This is a genomic window from Sphingomonas sp. GlSt437 (assembly GCF_048015635.2).
Classification (GTDB): domain Bacteria; phylum Pseudomonadota; class Alphaproteobacteria; order Sphingomonadales; family Sphingomonadaceae; genus Sphingomonas.
On sequence record NZ_JBPGYA010000001.1, the window covers coordinates 1477127 to 1496310 of the forward strand.

The window sequence follows — 19184 nt, forward strand, 5'->3', positions numbered from 1 at the left end:
AGAGAGCCGGATTGCCTCCTCCCGTCGTCACCCCAGCAAAAGCTGGGGTCGTTGGTTGGCAAGCTGTTTCGCCTGCCGCATGCGATCTCAGCTTTCGCTGGGATGACGTAATATAAAAAGGGCGACCCGAACGAGCCGCCCTTTGAATTACTTACGAAGCCCGAGCTTCGCGATCAGATCGGTATAGCGACCACCGTCGGTCTTGCGCAGATAATCGAGCAGCGAGCGGCGCTTGTTGACCATCATCAGCAAGCCGCGGCGCGAGTGATTGTCCTTGGCGTGGCCCTTGAAATGCTCGGTCAGGTTGCGGATGCGCTCGGTGAGGATCGCGACCTGAACCTCGGTCGAGCCGGTGTCGCCGGCGGCGCGGCCAAATTCCTTGACGAGCGCGTCCTTGCGCTCCTGCGTGATCGACATGTCTTTTCCTTCGACATCGTAGCTAAAGATTGAACCCGCGGACGACGCGGACCTCCCGGTCCTCAACCTCGACCAGCGCGACCGGGATTTTATCCAGGCTCGCCAGATGGAGGCCATCGCTCGCGGCGATCCCGATCAACCGCTGCCCCTGGCGGAGCAGTCCTGCCTGATCGGGAGTGAGCGATAGAGCCGGGATGTCGTCCAGCCCCGCGCCCAACGGCAGGAGGATATCGGTAAGGCGGCGCCCTTGGCCCAATTCGGCGAGTTTGTCCAGCGATATCGCGGCGTCGAGCCCGAACGGCCCCGCCTTGGTCCGCCTGAGCATCGTGACATGGCCGACCGTGCCGAGCGCGCGAGCGATGTCGCGCGCCATGCTGCGGATATAGGTGCCCTTGGAAACATGGGCGGTTAGGGTGATGGCGTTGACGTGATCCTCCCCCGCCAGGGGGAGGGGGACCAGCGCAGCTGGTGGAGGGGGAGGACACTGATCGCTGGCCGTAGCATTTCCTCCCCCTCCGTCAGGCTGCGCCTGCCACCTCCCCCTGACGGGGGAGGATAAGGTCAGCGAAAATATCGTTACTGCCCGTGTCGCGAGAACAACCTCTTTCCCGGCCCGCGCTAAATCATAGGCGCGCGCGCCATCCACCTTCAGCGCGCTGAACGCCGGCGGCACCTGATCGATCGCGCCGGTGAAGCGCGGCAGGACGGCTTCAATGTCAGCCAGTGTCGGCCGAACCTCACTGGTCGCGACTGTTTTGCCCTCGGCATCCAGCGTATCGGTCTCGATGCCGAAGCCGATCGTGAAATCATAGGTCTTGCTCGCATCGAGCATCCGCCCGGCGAGCTTGGTGGCCTCACCGATCGCAATCGGCAGCACGCCCGAGGCAAGCGGATCGAGCGTGCCCCCATGCCCGACCTTGAGCTTGGGGTATTCTTCGGCCCGCAACGCCCGCTTCACCGCGCTCACCGCTTGAGTCGAACCCAGGCCGACGGGCTTGTCGAGAATGATCCAGCCGTGCATCCGGCCGCCTTAACGTCAGCCGATTAACGCGCCTAGCGTCGTCCAACGATCTTTAAACCGACGGGCAGATCGGCTTCTACCAGACGGTCAATTTGGCAAACGGTATCATCGACATCATCGACGGTGAACGATCCGAAATGATCCAGCCGCGTCGAACCATGCGTATCGACCTGAAAACCCCGGGCGTTGGCCAATTCAGGGCAGCCACCTATGAATGAGACATAATAAGACTGACTTCGGGAATCGATGAAATACACTGCCTTGTGCGCCGCGTCATAAGCCCAGCCGCGGATCTTCGTCGTATAAATGAAGGGAATGTCAGCGTCGGGCCGGCCATCCGCCGGGCTCGGCAATGATGATTTTGGCTTGTCGGCCGCGATGGCTGCGGCCGCCGAATATGCCATTAGGCCAAACAACCAAGCACGGCGCATCACAGACCCCCTCAGCTCATTCTTATCGCGGTAGGCATACCATATCAGCGCTCCTCGAGCATCTCGATAAAATGCCGCCGGCAAAGCGCTAAATAGCGATCGTTGCCGCCAATCTCGGTCTGGGCGCCGGCGCTGACCGCCCGCCCTGCCGCATCCACACGCAAATTCATTGTCGCCTTGCGGCCGCATTCGCACACCGATTTGAGCTCGATCAGCGCGTCGGCAATGGCGAGCAGCCGTGCCGAGCCTGGGAACAGCGCGCCGAGGAAATCGGTACGCAAGCCGTAGCATAGCACCGGAATACCCGCCTCATCCGCGAGCCGTGCGAGCTGATCGACCTGATCGGGGGTGAGGAACTGCGCCTCATCGACCAGCACGCACGCGATTGGGCCCTCCTGGGCAAGCACCGTGGCGTGGAGATCGGTCGTGCCATCGAACGCGATGGCGGCGCGCTCCAACCCGATCCGCGAGCCGATCACGCCCATGCCCGATCGCGTATCGATCGCGGCGGTGAACAGCACCGTCTTCATGCCGCGCTCGCGATAATTGAAGTCGGCCTGGAGCAGCGTCGTCGATTTGCCGGCATTCATGCTGGCGTAGTAGAAATAGAGCTTGGCCATCAGGCGGGCGTGTCATCCTCGTCGCGCGCTGCGAGGTCGCGCGCGACGTGCGGTGCGCGTAGCAGCGAGTCGATATGGCTGCCTTCGTCGAAGCTCTCGTCCGCCAGGAATTTGAGCTTGGCGGCGTATTTGGTGTTCACCCTCCGCGCGACTTCGCTCTGCAGATAAGCGGTGTTCTGGCGGAGCGCCTTCAGCACCGCCTCCTCGTCCCGCCCGAGCAGCGGCTTCACAAAGGCGGTCGCGTTGCGCAGATCGGGCGACATGCGCACTTCGGTCACGGTCACTTGCGCCGCGCCGAGCACCGGGTCGTGCACCTCGCCGCGCATCAGGATGTCGGACAAGGCATGACGCACCTGCTCGCCGACTCGCAGCGTGCGGACCGAGCGCTCCTCCGGGTTGGTGCTATGCCGCGCCATCGATCGGCGTGAAGAAAGTGAGGCGATTGCTCGAGGGGTCGGCAATGCTGATCTCGCGCGTGCCCCAGGGCGTTTCCTGCGGCTCTCCGGGGCGCGAATTGCCATGCTTCTTGGCGCGGAGGTCGGCCATATAGGCCGACACGTCATCGACCGGAATGCGCAGCGCAGCGCCGGGCGTCGCATCGCCATAATGCTCCGACAGGTGGAGCACGCAATCGCCGAGCTTCACCGCCATATAGAGCGGCGCCCAGTCTTCGAACCGGTGCTCGAAAACCAGCTCGAAGCCGAGATAATTGAGGTAAAAGTCCTTCGTCCGCGCCTCATCGAAGCTGCGCAGGATCGGGGTGGGATGGCCGAGCGTCGCCAATTACAGCGTCCGCTCGCGCAGCTCGACCTCGAACGTTTCGAGGAAATCGCCGGGTTTGATGTCGGTGAAGTTCTGGGTGAACGTCACGCCGCACTCCAGCCCCGCGCGCACTTCCGCGACGTCATCCTTGAAGCGACGCAGCGAGGCGATTTCGCCGGTGTAGATGATGACATCCGCCCGGGTGATGCGCGCCTTGAGCGCCTTCCTGATGACGCCCTCGGTAACCAGCAGACCCGCCGCCTTGCCATGCTTGCCGGCCGAGAACACCTCGCGGATTTCGGCGCGGCCGACGACCGTCTCGAACGCTTCCGGTCCCAGCTCACCCGCCATGCCGGCGCGGATTTCGTCGATCAGGTCATAGATCACGTCATAATATTTGAGCGCGACCTTCTGCCGCTCGGCGATTTCGCGCGCCTTGGCATTGGCGCGGACGTTGAAACCGATGATCGGCGCGCCCGAGGCTCCCGCCAGCGTGACGTCGCTCTCGGTAATGCCGCCAACACCCGAATGCAGGATGCGCACGCGGATTTCGTCGGTCGACAGCTTGTTGAGGCTGGCGACGATCGCCTCGACCGAGCCTTGCGTATCGGCCTTGACGACGAGCGGATATTCGACTGCCTGCTTTTCCTTGAGCGCGGAGAACATGCTCTCCAGGCTTGCCGGCGCCGCGGTCGTGCGCTTCTGGAGCAGCACGCCCTGGCGATATTCAGCGACTTCACGCGCCCGCGCTTCATCTTCGACGACCTGAAGCAGATCGCCCGCCATCGGCACGCCGGAAAGCCCGAGTACCTCGACCGGCACCGACGGGCCGGCCTCCTTGACCTGCTGGCCCTTGTCGTTGACCAGCGCACGGACCTTGCCGCTTTCCGCGCCGACCACGAAGGTATCGCCGACGCGCAGCGTGCCGCGCTTGACGAGGATCGTCGCAACGGGGCCGCGGCCCTTGTCGAGCTTGGCCTCGATCACGCTGCCTTCCGCCGCGCGATCGGGATTGGCACCGAGCTCCATCAGTTCGGCCTGGAGCTGAATCTTCTCGATCAGCGTATCGAGCCCGGTCTTCTTGAGCGCCGAGACTTCGACGTCCTGGACCTCGCCGCCCATTTCCTCGACCATCACTTCATGCTCGAGCAGGCGCTCGCGCACGCGCTGCGGATTGGCGCTGTCGAGATCGACCTTGTTGATCGCCACCACCATGGGCACGCCGGCCGCTTTGGTATGGTTGATCGCCTCGATCGTCTGCGGCATCAGCCCGTCATTCGCGGCGACGACCAGCACGACGATATCGGTAACGTTGGCGCCGCGCGCGCGCATTTCGGTGAAGGCTTCGTGGCCGGGCGTGTCGAGGAAAGTGATCTTCGACTTGTCCTTCAGCGTCACCTGATAAGCACCGATATGCTGAGTGATGCCGCCGGCTTCACCGCGCACCACATCGGTGCCGCGCAGCGCGTCGAGCAGGCTGGTCTTGCCATGATCGACATGACCCATCACCGCCACCACCGGCGGGCGCGGCTTGAGCAGCTCTGGCGCATCCTCGGCGGTATCGACCTGAATATCGACGTCCGATTCGCTGACGCGCTGGATGTTGTGGCCGAATTCGGTGACGAGGAGCTCGGCCGTGTCCTGGTCGAGCGTCTGGTTGACGGTGACCATCATGCCCATCTTGAACAGCGCCTTCACCAGATCCGCGCCCTTTTCAGCCATGCGGTTGGCGAGTTCCTGCACGGTGATCGCCTCGGGCACCACCACGTCGCGGACCTGCTTGGCCTGCGCCTCACGCGGACCCAAGTGGCGGCGGTGTTCCTTCTCGCGCGCGCGCTTCAACGCCGCAAGACTGCGCGCGCGGGCGCCGCCATCGTCGCTCAGCGCGCGGTTGACGGTAAGCTTGCCCGACTGGCGACGATCGTCGCCGCCTTTGCGATCGCGCGAGGGGCGCTCGGGCAGCGAGGCGGGGCCGGGGCGACGCGGTGCGGGCGATGGACCGCCGCCGCTCGGCGCAGCAGGCGCGGTCGGAGCAGGTGCAGCGACCGGTTCGGCACGGCGCGGCGGCGGCGCGGGGCGCTGCACCGGCGTGAAGCGACGCGGTGCCGGCAGATTGGGGTCGCGGGCCAGCGCAATCGGGGCGTCGTCATCCGCATCAGCCTCGGCGCCGACCGGCTCCGGCACGCGCTCGACGTCGGGTTCAGGGGCCGGCGCATCGGTTTCGGCATCGGCCCTGGCAGCCGCACGCGCTTCCTCGGCGCGACGGCGCTCTTCCTCGGCGGCTTCGGCCTTTTCGCGCTCTTCGCGACGGCGCGCTTCCTCAAGCGCTGAGAGCCGGGCTTCCTCGGCCTCACGCAACAGCTTTTCCTGAAGCTCCTTGCGCGACAGCGCGCTTGCCGGCGCAGGCGTAGGCGCCCGCGGCGGCTCGGGGGCACGCGCTTGGGGCGCGGGCGCCGGCGCGGGCTCGGGGGCAGCAGGCGCGGCTGGCATCGGATCGCCCGGGCGACGCAGCACGCGCGCCTTCTTCGTTTCCACGATCACCGTGTTCGAGCGGCCGTGGCTGAAGCTCTGCTTTACCTTGCCGGTCTCAACCGTGCGCTTCACGCCCAGCGGCGCGCGCATTCCCAGCTTCGGCTTGTCGTTCTCATCACTCATCAGGCTTGCTCAACGTCCTCAAAAAATTCATGTCGGCCAAGATCATTGTGGCCCGGCGGCATCCACGCCCGATGCGCGGAACGCCGATGCGCCCTGCGACGCGGTTTCGCAAGGCTCTCCTGCCCGGGCCGGGCCGGTAAAATGCAACCATCGGTCGATCGCCGAGCGGATGCGCCCGGCCGCAGCACGATCCGTGACCCCCAAATGGACCAGGTTTTCGCGCCCCAGCGCCACCGATAATATGGCGCGCGACAGTGGGATTACCAACCCCCGCTCGCCCGATCCTTCCGCATCGCGCCCGACGCGCCAGGCCTGATCGAGCCGGCGATTGCCGTCGGTGCCCGCATCGGCCGCATGAAGCAGCAGATGCAGCCGACCGGCGCGCGCGGCTTCCTCGATCCGGTCAGAGCCCGTGGCCAGCATGCCGGCGCGCAGCTCAAGCCCCAGCCGGTCGAGCACCGCGCGCTCCAGCGCTTCCGCAATCCGCGCCGGCAAATCATCGGGGATGGCGAGCGGCGCGCCCTTGAACGCCCGCGCCAGCGCGCCCTTCAAGCGGCCCTTGGCGATCGCCACCTCCAGCTCGGCACGATTGACGCCAATCCACGCGCCGCGCCCTGGCGCTTTCGCGCGCACATCGGGCAGCACCGCGCCGTCGGGCGCCAGCGCCAGCCGGATCAACCCCTCGCGCGGCGCTTCCTCGCGCGACAGCACGCAGGTGCGGATGGCGTCGCTCATCGCCCGCTCTCCCGGTGGGAAGAGCGGGGCAGCACGCTCAGGCTTGCCGGGCGCTTACCATGTCGGGAGAGCCGCATACGCGTCCTCCCTGTGGGGCTGGAGGGAGAAAGCGCGCATCAGCCAGCGGCTTCCTCGTCGGCGGTCACCGGCTCGTCATCGAACCAATGCGCGCGCGCCGCCATGATGATTTCGTTGCCCTGGTCTTCGCTCAGGCCATAGGTCGCGAGAATGCCGCCCTTGTCTTCGCTGCGCTCGCTCCGCTTGGCATCGGCGTCGTTGCGACGGCGCGGCTCGCTGCGGCGCTTCTGGATCAGCTCGTCGGTGGCGAGATCGGCGAGATCGTCGAGCGTCTTGATACCCGCCTTGCCGAGCGTGACGAGCATCGCTTCGGTCAGATGCGGCATCGTCGCCAGCTCGTCCGACACGCCGAGCGCCTGGCGCTCTTCGCGCGCAGCCTGCTCGCGGCGCTCCAGCGCTTCCTGGGCGCGGTTCTGCAACTCGGCAGCAAGGTCTTCGTCAAAGCCCTCGATGCCGGCCAGTTCCTCGGGCTCGACATAGGCGACTTCCTCGAGCTCGCTGAACCCTTCGGCGACGAGCAGCTGCGCCAGCGTCTCGTCGACGTCGAGCTCGTTCTGGAACATTTCCGAGCGCTCGACGAATTCGCGCTGGCGCTTCTCGCTCGCGTCGGCTTCGGTCAGGATGTCGATCGCCTTGCCGGTCAACTGGCTGGCGAGGCGCACATTCTGGCCGCGACGGCCGATCGCAAGGCTCAGCTGATCGTCGGGCACAACCACCTCGATGCGGTCATCTTCCTCGTCGATCACCACGCGGCTGACATTGGCCGGCTGCAGCGCATTGACCACGAATGTCGCGGTGTCGGGCGACCAGGGGATGATGTCGATCTTCTCACCCTGCATTTCCTGCACCACCGCCTGGACGCGGCTGCCCTTCATGCCGACGCACGCGCCGACCGGATCGATGCTGGAATCGTGCGAAATCACGCCGATTTTCGCGCGGCTACCCGGATCGCGCGCAGCCGCCTTGATCTCGATGATGCCGTCGTAAATTTCGGGCACTTCCTGCGCGAACAGCTTCTTCATGAAATCGGGGTGTGCGCGGCTGAGGAAAATCTGCGGCCCGCGATTCTCGCGCCGGACGTTCAGGATCAGGCTACGGATACGATCATTAACGCGCACCACTTCGCGCGGGATCTGCGCGTCGCGGCGTATGACGCCTTCGGCCCGCCCCAGATCGACGACGACATGGCCGAATTCCACGCGCTTGACCACGCCGGTGATGATCTCACCTTGGCGGTCCTTGAATTCCTCATATTGCCGCTCGCGCTCGGCATCGCGGACCTTCTGGAAGATCACCTGCTTGGCGGCCTGCGCGGCGATGCGGCCGAATTCAATGGGGGGCAGCGGATCGACGATGAAGTCGCCGACCTGCGCACCCGGCTGCAGCTTTTCGGCCTGCTTGACGTCGACCTGCTTGAAATAATCGTCAACCGCCTCGACCACTTCGACGACGCGCCACAGCCGCAAATCGCCGGTCTGCGGATCGAGCTTGGCGCGGATGTCGTTCTCGGCGCCGTAGCGCGCGCGGGCGGCGCGCTGAATGGCGTCTTCCATTGCCTCGATCACGATGCCGCGATCGATCAGCTTTTCCTTGGCGACCGCGTCGGCAATCGCGATCAGCTCGGCCTTGTTCGCCGAAACGGCGCTGGCTGCACTGGCCATAACTTACCCTTCCATGTCCTCGGTATCGGTTTGAAATTCTTCGGCGCCCTCGGTCGCGAGCGGCGCGGTGGCGGCGATCAGCTTGTCGGTGAGCACCAGCTTGGCGTCCTCGATCGCGGCGAAGGGCAGCGTATGGACCGCGCCGTCGCGCGCCCGGATCGACACCTGATCGCCCTCGACGCCGACCAGCGCGCCCTTGAACTGCTTCTGGCCGTTGAGCTTTTCCGCCAGCATGATCCGCGCCTCATGCCCCGCCCAATCGGCATAGTCCTTCAGGCGCGTGAGCGGCCGGTCGATGCCGGGCGAGCTGACTTCCAGGCGATAAGCGTGGTCGATCGGGTCCCGCCCCTGCGCTTCGAGCGCGTCGAGCAGCTCCGACAGGCGCCGCGAGAGCGCCGCGCAATCATCGATCGTCAGCTGGCGCGTATCGGGCCGCTCGGCCATCACCTGCAGCGTCGGATCGCTGGTGCCGCCGAAAACGCTCACGCGCACGAGATCGAAACCGAGCGCTTTCGCCTCGGGCTCGATCAATCGGGTCAACGTGTCGATCAGTTCGGCCAATCTTCGATTCCACACAAGTTCGCGCGCCGCCGGAACCGTTGGTCCCGACCCTCCGCAGCGTTACCGATGTAGAGAATGCGCAGCGGCGATATAGGCCGGTCGCGCCAGTCGTGCAAGCGCTTAGCGGCCGGCTTCTTCGCCGCGCACGAGCAGATAATTCATCCGCGCCCGCGCGATCGGCCTGGCGCGGTCATCCTGCCAGGCGATCGCGTCGACATTGGCGACGCGGTTGCCGAGCCGGGTGATGAGGCCGATGGCGCGCGTATCCTTGTCGCGGCCGCCGCGCATGAAATCGACCGTCACGTTGATCGGCTTGATCCGGGCAGCCGAGTCTTTGCCCTCTGCCTCGATCGCCTGGCGCAGCGCAGCGATGGCGGCGATTTCCATCAACCCGCTGATCGCGCCGCCATGCAGAAAGCCCGGCCGCCCCATCACTTCGCCGCGAAACGGCATGACCAGCACCGGCGCGCCTTCTACATCCGCGTCGAGGCTCAATCCCAACAGTTCGGCATAAGGCGGCAAGTTCATGCCGGAACCTCGGTCGCCATGAAAGTGCCGGCAACATGCGCGATTGGATCATCGGGGTCGCCATCATGCGCTTGCCCCCGCACGAACGCGATCTGGCGCGTCAGCCGATAGCATTCGCCGCGCCCGATCACCGCCATTCCAGGCGTGGCGGGGCGGAGGTAATCGATGCGCAGATCGAGCGTCGCATGCGGACGGAAGCGGCCATATTTCAGCCAGGCCGCCATGCTCGTCGCCATGTCCATCATCGTGATGATCGGGCCCGAGGCGATGATGCCGCGATCGGTATCGCCGACCAGTTCGGGCTTATAGGGCAGCGCGAGTTCCGCCCAGTCGGGCCCGTGCGCGCGATAGACGATGCCGAGCGCGCCGCCATGGCCGCCAATGCCGCGCGCGAGGAAGCGGGCAGGGTCGAACGGCGGGAGCGCGGACACATCCATGGCCGGTCCCCTTACCGTGGCGGCGGCGGCGCGCAAGCGCGGCGCGACATTACAGGCTTGTAACTGGCGAGCCTGGGCAGGCGCGATCAAGCTAAGCGACGCGCAACCATGAAACGCCAGCGGGGAACCATAAGATGATCGGACTCGATATCGGCCAGATTGCCGATCTTACCACCCAGGTCGCCACGGCCGGTGCCGTGCGCATCGCGGACATGGTTGATGACGGGCTGTTCGATCTTATCATCGCGATTGCGCTGTTGATCTACGAGATTGAGCCCGGCCCGGGCAACTGAGCCGATAATGGCAGCGGCGGCGCCGGATCCCGAAGCGTTGGCCGCAGCGGCGGCGCGATCCGCTGATGCCGCGCGAGCTTGGCGCCGCAGTGCTCAAGTAACCGATCTCCTCGCGCGCCTCGACGCCATTCAGGAGCTTGCCGAGCCTCAGGCCATTGACGCCGTTGCCGATCTGCTCAGCGACGATGACCTTGCTGCCCGGCTGCTCGCGCCACTGGTCGATGCCCTGCGGGACGAACCCTGGCTGACGCCGCCGCTTCGCGTCAGTCGCGATGGCCTGCGGATCGGGGCGCAGCTGATCGACCATCCATTGCTGCGGCTGAGCGCGAGCGTCACGCGCGCCGATAAGCTTGCTGCGCTGCCGCCGCCCGATGGGGTGCTGATGGCCGGGCGGTTGACGATCGTGCGCTATCACCGCGCCGGCGGCGTCCGCTTGCGGCGCTGGCAAGCGCCGCCGATCGCCCACGATTTCTCCATCGCCACAGCCCCACCCGCGCGTGAGATTGCGCCGGTCTGCCCCGCCGATGGCGCGGTGCTGGTGCAGGACGGGCGGCACCAGGGCACGCTGATGGGGGCGGCGACCAGCGATGTCGCGACGCTGACCGCGATCTTTCGCGACCGCGCCGCGCCCTTCATGCGCGATTATGCGACGGCCGATGGTCGATTGCGCCGCGTCGCGATGATCGACGAAGGCGGCGCGCGCAGTGACATGCTACTGACGATGCTGCGCGTGATGGGGCGGGGCGATGCCGGCGATTGCCTGGCGGCCGCGACGCACGATGCCGCCTTTTTCCGCCGCTGGTCGGCGATGCGCGAATGGCTTGCGCTCGATGCCGCGAGCGCGGCGCCGCGTCTCGCTGAAATGGCGTCGTTCGATCCTCATCCGGAAGTTCGTGCCGCCGCCACCGCGACATTGCCGATGCTCGCTGAGGCCGGGATCGCATGCCCCGCCTGATCGACGCCGGCAGCGGCGACGCGATCGATGTCGCGACGCTGATCGAGCTGCTCGACCAAGCAACCATCGACGCGCGCGATGAAGACGCCTTTGCCGCGCTCGGGTCGCTGCTCGCGCGATTGGGGCGCAACCGCGATTTCCTCGGCGATCTTGCAATCGACACGCTCAAGCAGCGCCGCACCGCCGATGCGAACGGCAGTGCGGCCTATGGCGCCCAAGCAATCCTGCTCGCCCCGCCCAACGGTAACTATGTGCTGCGCGCCAATTGCTGGCCGGCGCGCGACGACGCCATCGTTCGCGCGAGCGGCACCGCGCCCTTCTTCTACGACATGCCGCACGACCATAATTTCCCGTTCCTGACCTATGGCTATCTCGGGCCGGGCTATTGGAGCGATTATTACGAGTATGATGGCGCGGCGGTGCTCGGCGTGCCGGGGGAGCATGCCGGCTTGCGCTTCGTCGAGCGGGCGCGGCTCGAGCCCGATCGGCTGATGCTGTACCGGGCGCGGCGCGACGTTCATGTCCAGTTGCCGCCCGACAGCTTCTCGGTGTCGCTCAACATCCTTGGCTATGACGCCGCGCAACCCTGGGCCGAGCAGTTCCGCTTCGACATCGCCAAGGGCACGATCGCCCAGGGCCTGACGACGACCGCGTCCGAAGCGCTGCTGACGCTCGCCGCCGCCTTCGGGTCGGCAAACGGCGTCGACCTGGCGCACGAATTTGCGCGTCGCCACCCCGCCCCGCGCATGCGCGTCACTGCTCTGGGTGCGGTTGCCGCAACGCTGGAGACCGCTGCCGAGCGCCACCGATGGTACGCCGCCGCAACGCACGATCCTGATCGGTACGTCTCCGGTCATGCCGCCCTCCTCTGCCAACGCATCGAGGCAACAAAGGCGCGCGCAACAAGCTCCGAAACCGAGGTATCTCGCGGCCTGGACGCAATGGAGGACGCTACCCTCCGCATTTGATGTATTGCGTCCATGGCATAGCGATCGACCGGCCGGGGCTGGATAGCGCGCTGGCGGCTCGTGGCCTTGACCTGATACGCCATGAACATCTTGCTGCGGTCGACCCCGGCAACGGCATATTGCTGATGGACGCGCCGCTGCCCGCCGATGCGGCGGCAAGGTCGATGGGGCCGATTGCGCTTCTGGTCGCGCCTGCCGATGACCGTGCGGTGATCGCCGCCCTCGACGCCGGCGCTGACTAAGCGATCGACGCCACCGCGAGCGATGCGCTTGTCGCTGCCCGCCTTGCCGCATTGGCGCGCCGATCCAGCCCGTCCACCTTGTGCGTCGGACCGATCCGCATCGATCGGCTGGCTCAGCGCGTCACCCGCGAAGGGCAACCGATTGCGCTGTTGCCGCGCGAATATCGCTTGCTGCGTTACCTTGCAGAGCAAGCGGGGCGACCAGTCGGTCGCGGCGAGCTGCTGCGCCAGGTGTGGAATCTGCCGTTCGACCCGGGCACCAACGTCGTCGAGGTCCATGTCTCGCGGCTGCGCGCGCGGCTCGATCGCGGTTTTGCCGAGCCGGTGCTGCGCACCGAAAAAGGGCGTGGCTATATGCTGGTCGGCTAAGAGTGGATCGCGATTTGGCGATTGCCCCTCTTCATCCGCGCCGATAGCGTAAGCCTTAGAACGATAATCGAGGAGAGGCGGATGCACCCCAGCGTCCATGCCCAAGCAATGCCCGACAAACCCGCGCTGATCGTCGCGGAAACCGGTGAGGCGTTGACCTATGCCGCGCTTGATGCCGCGTCCAACCGCGCCGCGCAGCTTTACCGCTCGCTCGGGCTCCAGATCGGCGACACGATCGCCCTGTTCATGGAGAATGTACCGCAATTCTATGGCATTGCCTGGGGCGCGCAGCGGTCGGGGCTGTTCTATGTCTGCATCTCGTCGAAGCTGACCGCGCCCGAGGTCGACTATATCGTCCGCGATTCGGGGGCGAAATTGTTGATCGTGTCGGCGAGGCTGGCGGGAGTTGCGGAGAAGCTGACCACGCTGCTGCCTGATGTGCGCCGCTATGTGCAGGGCGGCGCTCTTGCTGGCTGGGCAAGCTGGGACGACGCTGTCGCCGCCATGCCTGCCCAACCCATCGCTGATGAACGGGCCGGCGTGGATATGCTCTATTCCTCGGGCACGACTGGCCGCCCCAAAGGCGTGCGCGTGGCACTGCCCGAGGACCCGGCGATCACCGCGCCGAACGTGTTGGTGATGCTGGCGCAGGCGCTGTACGGCTTCACGGCTGATGGCATCTATCTCTCGCCCGCGCCGCTCTACCACGCCGCGCCCTTGCGTTGGTCGATGACGGCAATGCGGCTGGGGATGACGGTCGTCATGATGCAGCATTTCGAGCCCGAGGCCGCGCTCGCCGCGATCGAGCGCTACCGGGTCACGCACAGCCAATGGGTGCCGACGCATTTCGTCCGGATGCTGAAACTGCCCGAGGATGTGCGCGCCAGATACGACCATTCGACGCTGAAATGCGCAATCCATGCCGCAGCACCCTGCCCCATCCCGGTCAAGGCAGCGATGATCGCGTGGTGGGGTCCGGTGATCCAGGAATATTATGCGGGGTCGGAAGGCAATGGCCTGACGACGATCAATTCGGAGCAATGGCTCAGCCACAAGGGCTCGGTCGGCAAGGCTGCCTATGGCGAGCTCCATATCTGCGACGAGGCAGGCAACGAGTTGCCGCCGGGCAGCGAGGGCCTTGTCTATTTCGGCGGCGGCGGCGTGTTCGAATATCACAACGACCCGGCCAAGACCGCCGAGGCCAAGCACCCGCAAGGCTGGACGACTTTAGGAGATATCGGGCGGATGGATGAGGAGGGCTATCTCTACCTCACCGACCGCAAGAGCTTCATGATCATCTCGGGCGGGGTGAACATCTACCCGCAGGAAATCGAGAACCGGCTGGTGACGCATCCCCGCGTGGCGGACGTCGCGGTGATCGGCGCACCCTGCCCCGAAATGGGCGAGCGCGTCGTCGCGGTGGTGCAGCCGGTCGACATGGCCGAAGCCGGGCCCGCGCTCGCCGATGAGCTGACCGCCTGGTGCCGCGCCGAACTCTCCGGTGTAAAGACACCGCGCCAGATCGACTTCACGCCCGAATTGCCCCGCCACCCGACCGGCAAGCTCTACAAGCGCCTGCTGCGGGATCGCTATTGGGGCAATAGCGAGAGCCGGATTGTTTGATTTTTTGCCGTCACCCCAGCGGAAGCTGGGGTCGCTTGCGGCTTAAGACCCCAGCTTCCGCTGGGGTGACTGATATACAAAGGACTTCTTCATGACCGACCGCGTCTCGATTACCGTCACCGACCAGATCGCCGATGTCCGCTTGACCCGCGCGGACAAGATGAACGCGCTCGACCCGGACATGTTCAGGGCCATCGGCGCAGCGATCGATGAGTTGCACGGCCGCACCGACATACGCTGCGTCGTGCTCTCGGGCGAGGGCCGCGCTTTCTGCGCCGGGCTCGACATGGCGAGCATGGCAGCGGGCGGATCGGGCACCGGCGCGACGCGCAACGCCCAGGGCAGCATCTTGCCGCAGCATGTGACCTGGGGCTGGCACGAACTGCCGATGCCCGTCATCGCGGCGGTTCACGGCGTCGCGTTCGGCGGCGGCTTTCAGATCATGTCGGGGGCCGACATCCGGATCGCCGCGCCGGGCACGCGCTTTGCCATCCGCGAGAGCTATTGGGGGCTGGTGCCCGACATGGCGGGCTGGGCAGTATGGCGCGGGCTGGTGCGCGACGATGTGCTGCGCGAACTCGCCTATACCGCGCGCGAATTCGATGCCGACGAGGCGCTGGGCCACGGCTTCATCACCCGCATCGCCGAGGAACCGCACGCCGCCGCGATGGCGCTCGCCCGCGACATCGCTACCAAGAGCCCGCACGCGATCCGCGGCATCAAGCGCCTCGCCAACATGGCGCACGACGCCGACCCACGCACGATCCTTGAAACCGAAACGCTTGAGCAGATGGCGGTGATCGGCAAGCCCAACATGATGGAACAAGTCGCCGCCAACATGCAGAAACGCGCGGCGGTGTTTGTGGATTGAGCGCCTAAACCGCGCGCACCCGCCATTCCCCCAGCGTCGCCCGCAAGTCCTCCGGCAACTCGGTCGCGCCCGTCTCTGCGCTCATCACCAAAGTCACGTCGGCGGTGGCGATCGGGGTGCCGTTCTGGGCGAGCAGGCCCAATATCTCCCAGCTGCGCGTGCCAATGCGGCCGATACCGTGATAGGCCGCGACGTCATCGGGAAAGCCGCCCTCGGCAAGATAATTGACCTCGACGCGCGCGACCAGAAAGCGATGGCCGCTCGGCCGCAACAGCCCGATCGCGCGGTTGAAGCGCACGCGCGCGCTTTCGAACAGCACCGCCATCGCGACGTTGTTGATATGGCCCAATATGTCGAGGTCCTGAAACCGCGTCTGGATGATGTCGTGATGGGGATAATGATCGGGCGACAGCCGCTCGGGCGCGGGGCGGGGCATGGCTTCTCCGGACAGGTCAGTTGGTGAGGATATCGACGCGGTCGTCTTCGATCACCGCCGCGGTCAGCCGCCCGGTTGCATAAGCGCCGGTGTCGATCGAAATGCGGTTGGCGAAGATGACGGGATCGGCGGTGACGGTGTGGCCGTGGACGATGCGGCGCGGATGCAGCGCCTCGCTCGACAGGAATGGCTCGCGGATTTCGAGCAGATCGGCGCGGCGCTGGCGGTTGAGCGCGATGCCGGGGCGAATGCCGGCATGGACGAACGCGAAGTCGCCGAGCTCGATCGCAAGTTCGAGCCTGACGAGGAAATCATGGTGCGCCTTGGGCAGCGCGGCGGCGAGCGCGCGGCCGGCAGCGGTCAATTGCGCGGGCGTCGGCGTCGGTGAAATGGCGATGCCATAGCTTGCCAGCGTCGCAGCGCCGCCCCAGTTGAGCCACGCCGCCGTATCGCGCGGCTCGGCCAGGAAGCGCAGCATCGCGTCTTCATGATTGCCGATCAGGTAGCGCGCGGGGAGGCCGGCAAAACCCGGCTGGGTGAGGCGTTCAAGCACCTCGCGCGAGCTGAGCCCACGATCAACATAGTCGCCCAGGAAAATGACCAGCGCCTGCTCGACCGGCGCGCGCAGACCATGGTCGCGAGCGATGGCGCGCTCGATCTGGAGCAGGCAATCGAAGCGACCATGGACGTCGCCGATCGCATAGACCCGCAACCCCGCCGGCAGCCGATAGCGCGCGGGCGCGGCGCCGGTACTTCGGTTTCGACGGAAGGGATTGAAGGCCATGCGCATCCCGGTGGCACCGCGCACGGTGCGCGGGCTCAACGGTTGAGCCTATACGCGCTTTGGCCGGCGCTCAAATAGCGGCGCTTCGGGCGGCTCAGCGCCAGCCCTTCGCCTTGGCGCCGGCTTCGGCCGCCGCATCGAGCGGCTCGCCCGCCATCATCGCCTGCGCGTCGGCGAGCAACGCGCCATCGGCCGAGCCGGCTTGCGCATAAGCCGTCGTCGCGCGGGCATTGCCGGCGCGGGTTTCGCGCAATTGCCAGCCATTGTCGGTGCGGCAGGCAATGCCGGAGAGCTGCGTCCCCGAGAACGCCCGGCACAGACCGCCCTGGCGATCGCGGAAAGTGACGATCACGCGGGTCGGGGCGCCGCTGGTCTGGGTCGCGGCAAGCTGGGTATCGAGCGCCTGGGCGAGACCACCCGAGGCGACGAGCGCGCCGCCATGGCTGGTCACCAAGCCATCGCTGCCCGAGCCGGGGATCGCCTGGCCGAGCATCAGGCCGACCACCAGGCTTGCCGCCGCCGCTACGCCCATTCCCCACCGCTGCCAGCGCACCGGCGAGGGCCGGCGCTTCAGCCGGAAATCCTCGAGCCGCACCACGGGCGCAGGTGCCGGTGCCGCGAGCAATCGCGACAGCCGCTCAGGCACCGGCGCTTGGGCCAAAGGCGCGAACCCGTTGGCAAGCATGCCGCGCAGCTTGCGATGCGCATCGACCTGTTGGCGCAAGTCAGGATCGGCGGCCATGGCGCGCTCCACGCGCTTGGCGTCGATCGGCGACAATTCGCCATCGGCATAAGCCATCAGCATTTCTGCATCGATATCGACGCGCTTGGTCATGCCGCTTCTCCCAGCATTTCCATCAACGCCGCGCGCCCGCGCACCAATCGCGATGTGAGCGTGCCCATCGGGATGTCGAGAATCGCAGCGGCGTCTTTGTAGGCTAAGCCCTCGACCAGCACGAGCGCAACCGCCTCGCGCTGCTCATCGGGCAATTTCTGCATCGCACGCCCGACATTGCCGAGCTCGACCGTCGCTTCGATCGCCTGATCGCCGCGATCGCCGACCGCGGCGCCGGCTTCCTCGTTGACAAAAGTCTCCGCCTGGCGCGCCCGAGCGCGCGTGGTGTCGATCCAGCTGTTGCGCATGATCCGGTACATCCAGCTATCAATCCTCGTCCCTGGCTGCCATTGATCGCGCGCCTTGAGCGCGCGCTCCACGGCGGCCTGGCACAAATCATCGGCGTCGGCCGAGCTGCGGGCGAGCGCATGGGCAAAGCGCCGCAAGCGCGGCAACACCGCCAGCAACTCGTCTTCGAACGCCACGACCGCAATCGCCTCCTTCGTGCCTTCGCGGGATGAAACGAGCGGGATCAGCCGTTTCATCCCAGGCATGACAGGAATTTTTGCGATGGCTAGAAACAAACGCATGAAATGGCTCACCGCTCTTGCCGCTGCGATGCTGCCGGTCGCGGCGCTGGCGCAATTGCTGCCGGGTGGTCCTGGCTTGCCGGCGGTGCCCGGCGTGCCTTCGGTGGGGCAAGTGGCCGAACGGCTGGACGCGACCGTCGATCGCGTTGCGGAGGTCCCGCAAGCGGTGGCGCGGCTGGCGCAGGAACGGCTCGACCGGATCGATAGCTTGGTCCGCGCGCATCCCGGCGACATCGCGCGCGACGACCATGGCGATGCGGCGCGCGCCGACGAGGTAATCGTTCAGGATGCCGACGCCGCAACCGTCAACGCCGCGACCAAGGCCGGCTTCACGCTGATCGAACAGAGCCGCATTGCCGGGCTCGACATCGGCTATGCCCGCTTTCGACCGCCGCCGGGCAAATCGCTGGCGGCCGCGATCAAGGCGATTCGCAAACTGGCGAGCGGCAAGGCGGTGTCGGCCGACGTGCTTCATTTCCCGGCGGGCGGGGTCGCGGCTGGACATGGCAGCAGCGAGGCACCCGCGCCGGAACGTGGCGCGGCGCCCGCGCGAATCGGCATGATCGATGGCGCACCGAGCAGCGCGGCCGGTCTCAACGGCACGGTCACGCACGCCGGTTTCGCGCGCGGCGCCGGCCAGCCGAGCAACCATGGCAGCGCGGTTGCCTCGCTGATGCTGGGCACGGCCCGCATCCGCGGCGCAGCGCCGGGAAGCGCGTTATGGGCAGCGGATGTCTATGGCGACGATCCCGCCGGCGGCAACGCGCTGGCCATTGCCCGCGCGCTCGGCTGGCTTGTCGAGGCGCGCGTGCCGGTCACGGTCATCAGTCTGGTCGGCCCCAGCAATCCGCTGCTCGCCCGCGCGGTATCAGCAGCACAGGCGCGCGGCATGGTGATCGTCGCGGCGGTGGGCAATGACGGGCCGGCGGCGCCGCCCGCCTACCCCGCTTCCTATCCGGGCGTGATCGCGGTGACGGCGGTCGACGGCCATGACCGGGTGCTGATCGAAGCGGGCCGCGCGCTGCACCTCGATTATGCCGCGCCCGGCGCCGACATGCTCGCAGCCGACGCGCGCGGCAATGCCATGCCGGTGCGGGGCACGTCCTTCGCCGCGCCGCTCGTCGCCGCGCTTGCCGCACGCCATTACACGACGCCCGACCCGAGCCGCGTGGCGTCGCTGATCCAAGCACTCAACGCTGCAGCCCGCGCCGATGGACGGTCGCCGTCGAGCCGCATCGGTCGCGGATTGCTGTGCAGCGCGTGCCGTACACCGCTGAAATAGGCTGATGTTAAAAATTTTCGTGCCCGCGGG

At 66.5% G+C, this 19184-nt stretch carries 24 protein-coding genes; 8 read left to right on the top strand and 16 right to left on the bottom strand.

Annotation, left to right across the window (positions count from 1 at the left end; all coding sequences use genetic code 11):
* Positions 1 to 147: 147 nt before the first annotated feature.
* From rpsO to ACLB0R_RS07305, 12 genes are all read right to left on the bottom strand, one after another.
* A complete protein-coding gene (gene rpsO / locus ACLB0R_RS07250) occupies positions 148 to 417 on the bottom strand; it encodes a 30S ribosomal protein S15 (RefSeq protein WP_416642598.1) in 270 nt (89 codons plus the stop codon).
* 22 nt (positions 418 to 439) lie between these two features.
* Positions 440 to 1438, bottom strand: coding sequence for a tRNA pseudouridine(55) synthase TruB (gene truB / locus ACLB0R_RS07255; RefSeq protein ID WP_416642599.1), 999 nt, complete (start codon positions 1436 to 1438; stop codon positions 440 to 442).
* Positions 1439 to 1470: 32 nt separating this feature from the next.
* On the bottom strand, positions 1471 to 1869 hold the full coding sequence (locus ACLB0R_RS07260; protein ID WP_416642600.1) for a DUF6491 family protein: 399 nt from the start codon (positions 1867 to 1869) through the stop codon (positions 1471 to 1473).
* Positions 1870 to 1913: 44 nt separating this feature from the next.
* Complete coding sequence (locus tag ACLB0R_RS07265; protein WP_416642601.1) at positions 1914 to 2489, bottom strand: thymidine kinase; 576 nt, start codon at positions 2487 to 2489, stop codon at positions 1914 to 1916.
* The gene (gene rbfA, locus ACLB0R_RS07270) at positions 2489 to 2905 is read right to left on the bottom strand and encodes a 30S ribosome-binding factor RbfA (protein ID WP_416642602.1); all 417 of its coding nucleotides are present in this window, start codon (positions 2903 to 2905) and stop codon (positions 2489 to 2491) included. The genes ACLB0R_RS07265 and rbfA overlap by 1 nt, the downstream gene beginning before the upstream one ends.
* A complete protein-coding gene (locus ACLB0R_RS07275; RefSeq protein WP_416642603.1) occupies positions 2892 to 3272 on the bottom strand; it encodes a glyoxalase superfamily protein in 381 nt (126 codons plus the stop codon). The genes rbfA and ACLB0R_RS07275 overlap by 14 nt, the downstream gene beginning before the upstream one ends.
* On the bottom strand, positions 3273 to 5906 hold the full coding sequence (infB, locus tag ACLB0R_RS07280) for a translation initiation factor IF-2 (protein ID WP_416642604.1): 2634 nt from the start codon (positions 5904 to 5906) through the stop codon (positions 3273 to 3275).
* Positions 5907 to 5948: 42 nt separating this feature from the next.
* On the bottom strand, positions 5949 to 6641 hold the full coding sequence (locus ACLB0R_RS07285; protein WP_416642605.1) for a DUF448 domain-containing protein: 693 nt from the start codon (positions 6639 to 6641) through the stop codon (positions 5949 to 5951).
* Between the two features lie 116 nt (positions 6642 to 6757).
* Positions 6758 to 8380 carry a transcription termination factor NusA gene (nusA, locus tag ACLB0R_RS07290; protein ID WP_416642606.1) on the bottom strand — a complete coding sequence of 541 codons (1623 nt, stop codon included), beginning with the start codon at positions 8378 to 8380 and terminating at the stop codon, positions 6758 to 6760.
* Between the two features lie 3 nt (positions 8381 to 8383).
* Positions 8384 to 8941 carry a ribosome maturation protein RimP gene (gene rimP / locus ACLB0R_RS07295; RefSeq protein ID WP_416642607.1) on the bottom strand — a complete coding sequence of 186 codons (558 nt, stop codon included), beginning with the start codon at positions 8939 to 8941 and terminating at the stop codon, positions 8384 to 8386.
* 120 nt (positions 8942 to 9061) lie between these two features.
* Positions 9062 to 9469 carry a PaaI family thioesterase gene (locus ACLB0R_RS07300; RefSeq protein WP_416642608.1) on the bottom strand — a complete coding sequence of 136 codons (408 nt, stop codon included), beginning with the start codon at positions 9467 to 9469 and terminating at the stop codon, positions 9062 to 9064.
* Positions 9466 to 9906, bottom strand: a complete 441-nt coding sequence (locus tag ACLB0R_RS07305; protein ID WP_416642609.1) for a PaaI family thioesterase — start codon at positions 9904 to 9906, stop codon at positions 9466 to 9468. The genes ACLB0R_RS07300 and ACLB0R_RS07305 overlap by 4 nt, the downstream gene beginning before the upstream one ends.
* 134 nt (positions 9907 to 10040) lie before the next feature.
* On the opposite strand from ACLB0R_RS07305, the gene ACLB0R_RS07310 reads away from it, so the two are divergent.
* From ACLB0R_RS07310 to ACLB0R_RS07340, 7 genes are all read left to right on the top strand, one after another.
* Positions 10041 to 10199 carry a hypothetical protein gene (locus ACLB0R_RS07310; RefSeq protein ID WP_416642610.1) on the top strand — a complete coding sequence of 53 codons (159 nt, stop codon included), beginning with the start codon at positions 10041 to 10043 and terminating at the stop codon, positions 10197 to 10199.
* Positions 10200 to 10206: 7 nt separating this feature from the next.
* Positions 10207 to 11154 carry a hypothetical protein gene (locus ACLB0R_RS07315; protein ID WP_416642611.1) on the top strand — a complete coding sequence of 316 codons (948 nt, stop codon included), beginning with the start codon at positions 10207 to 10209 and terminating at the stop codon, positions 11152 to 11154.
* Positions 11142 to 12122 (top strand): transposase, encoded by a 981-nt coding sequence (locus ACLB0R_RS07320; protein WP_416642612.1) that lies wholly within the window; start codon positions 11142 to 11144, stop codon positions 12120 to 12122. Before ACLB0R_RS07315 ends, ACLB0R_RS07320 begins: the two co-directional genes overlap by 13 nt.
* On the top strand, positions 12122 to 12364 hold the full coding sequence (locus ACLB0R_RS07325; RefSeq protein WP_434953803.1) for a hypothetical protein: 243 nt from the start codon (positions 12122 to 12124) through the stop codon (positions 12362 to 12364). Before ACLB0R_RS07320 ends, ACLB0R_RS07325 begins: the two co-directional genes overlap by 1 nt.
* A 51-nt stretch (positions 12365 to 12415) precedes the next feature.
* Positions 12416 to 12733 (top strand): winged helix-turn-helix domain-containing protein, encoded by a 318-nt coding sequence (locus ACLB0R_RS07330; RefSeq protein WP_434953804.1) that lies wholly within the window; start codon positions 12416 to 12418, stop codon positions 12731 to 12733.
* Between the two features lie 81 nt (positions 12734 to 12814).
* On the top strand, positions 12815 to 14356 hold the full coding sequence (locus ACLB0R_RS07335) for an acyl-CoA synthetase (protein ID WP_416642615.1): 1542 nt from the start codon (positions 12815 to 12817) through the stop codon (positions 14354 to 14356).
* A 91-nt stretch (positions 14357 to 14447) separates the two neighbouring features.
* A complete protein-coding gene (locus ACLB0R_RS07340; RefSeq protein WP_416642616.1) occupies positions 14448 to 15227 on the top strand; it encodes a crotonase/enoyl-CoA hydratase family protein in 780 nt (259 codons plus the stop codon).
* 4 nt (positions 15228 to 15231) lie between these two features.
* Here ACLB0R_RS07340 and ACLB0R_RS07345 read toward each other — a convergent pair whose 3' ends face one another.
* The 4 genes from ACLB0R_RS07345 to ACLB0R_RS07360 form a co-directional block, all read right to left on the bottom strand.
* Entirely contained in the window at positions 15232 to 15663 is a 432-nt protein-coding gene (locus ACLB0R_RS07345) for an acyl-CoA thioesterase (RefSeq protein WP_416642617.1), read from the bottom strand.
* A 16-nt stretch (positions 15664 to 15679) separates the two neighbouring features.
* Complete coding sequence (locus tag ACLB0R_RS07350; protein WP_434953805.1) at positions 15680 to 16471, bottom strand: metallophosphoesterase; 792 nt, start codon at positions 16469 to 16471, stop codon at positions 15680 to 15682.
* A gap of 70 nt (positions 16472 to 16541) precedes the next feature.
* Positions 16542 to 17282 (bottom strand): anti-sigma factor family protein, encoded by a 741-nt coding sequence (locus ACLB0R_RS07355; RefSeq protein ID WP_416642619.1) that lies wholly within the window; start codon positions 17280 to 17282, stop codon positions 16542 to 16544.
* Complete coding sequence (locus tag ACLB0R_RS07360; RefSeq protein ID WP_416643036.1) at positions 17279 to 17767, bottom strand: RNA polymerase sigma factor; 489 nt, start codon at positions 17765 to 17767, stop codon at positions 17279 to 17281. Before ACLB0R_RS07360 ends, ACLB0R_RS07355 begins: the two co-directional genes overlap by 4 nt.
* Positions 17768 to 17870: 103 nt before the next feature.
* On the opposite strand from ACLB0R_RS07360, the gene ACLB0R_RS07365 reads away from it, so the two are divergent.
* Positions 17871 to 19154 (top strand): S8 family serine peptidase, encoded by a 1284-nt coding sequence (locus ACLB0R_RS07365; protein ID WP_416642620.1) that lies wholly within the window; start codon positions 17871 to 17873, stop codon positions 19152 to 19154.
* Positions 19155 to 19184: the final 30 nt, after the last annotated feature.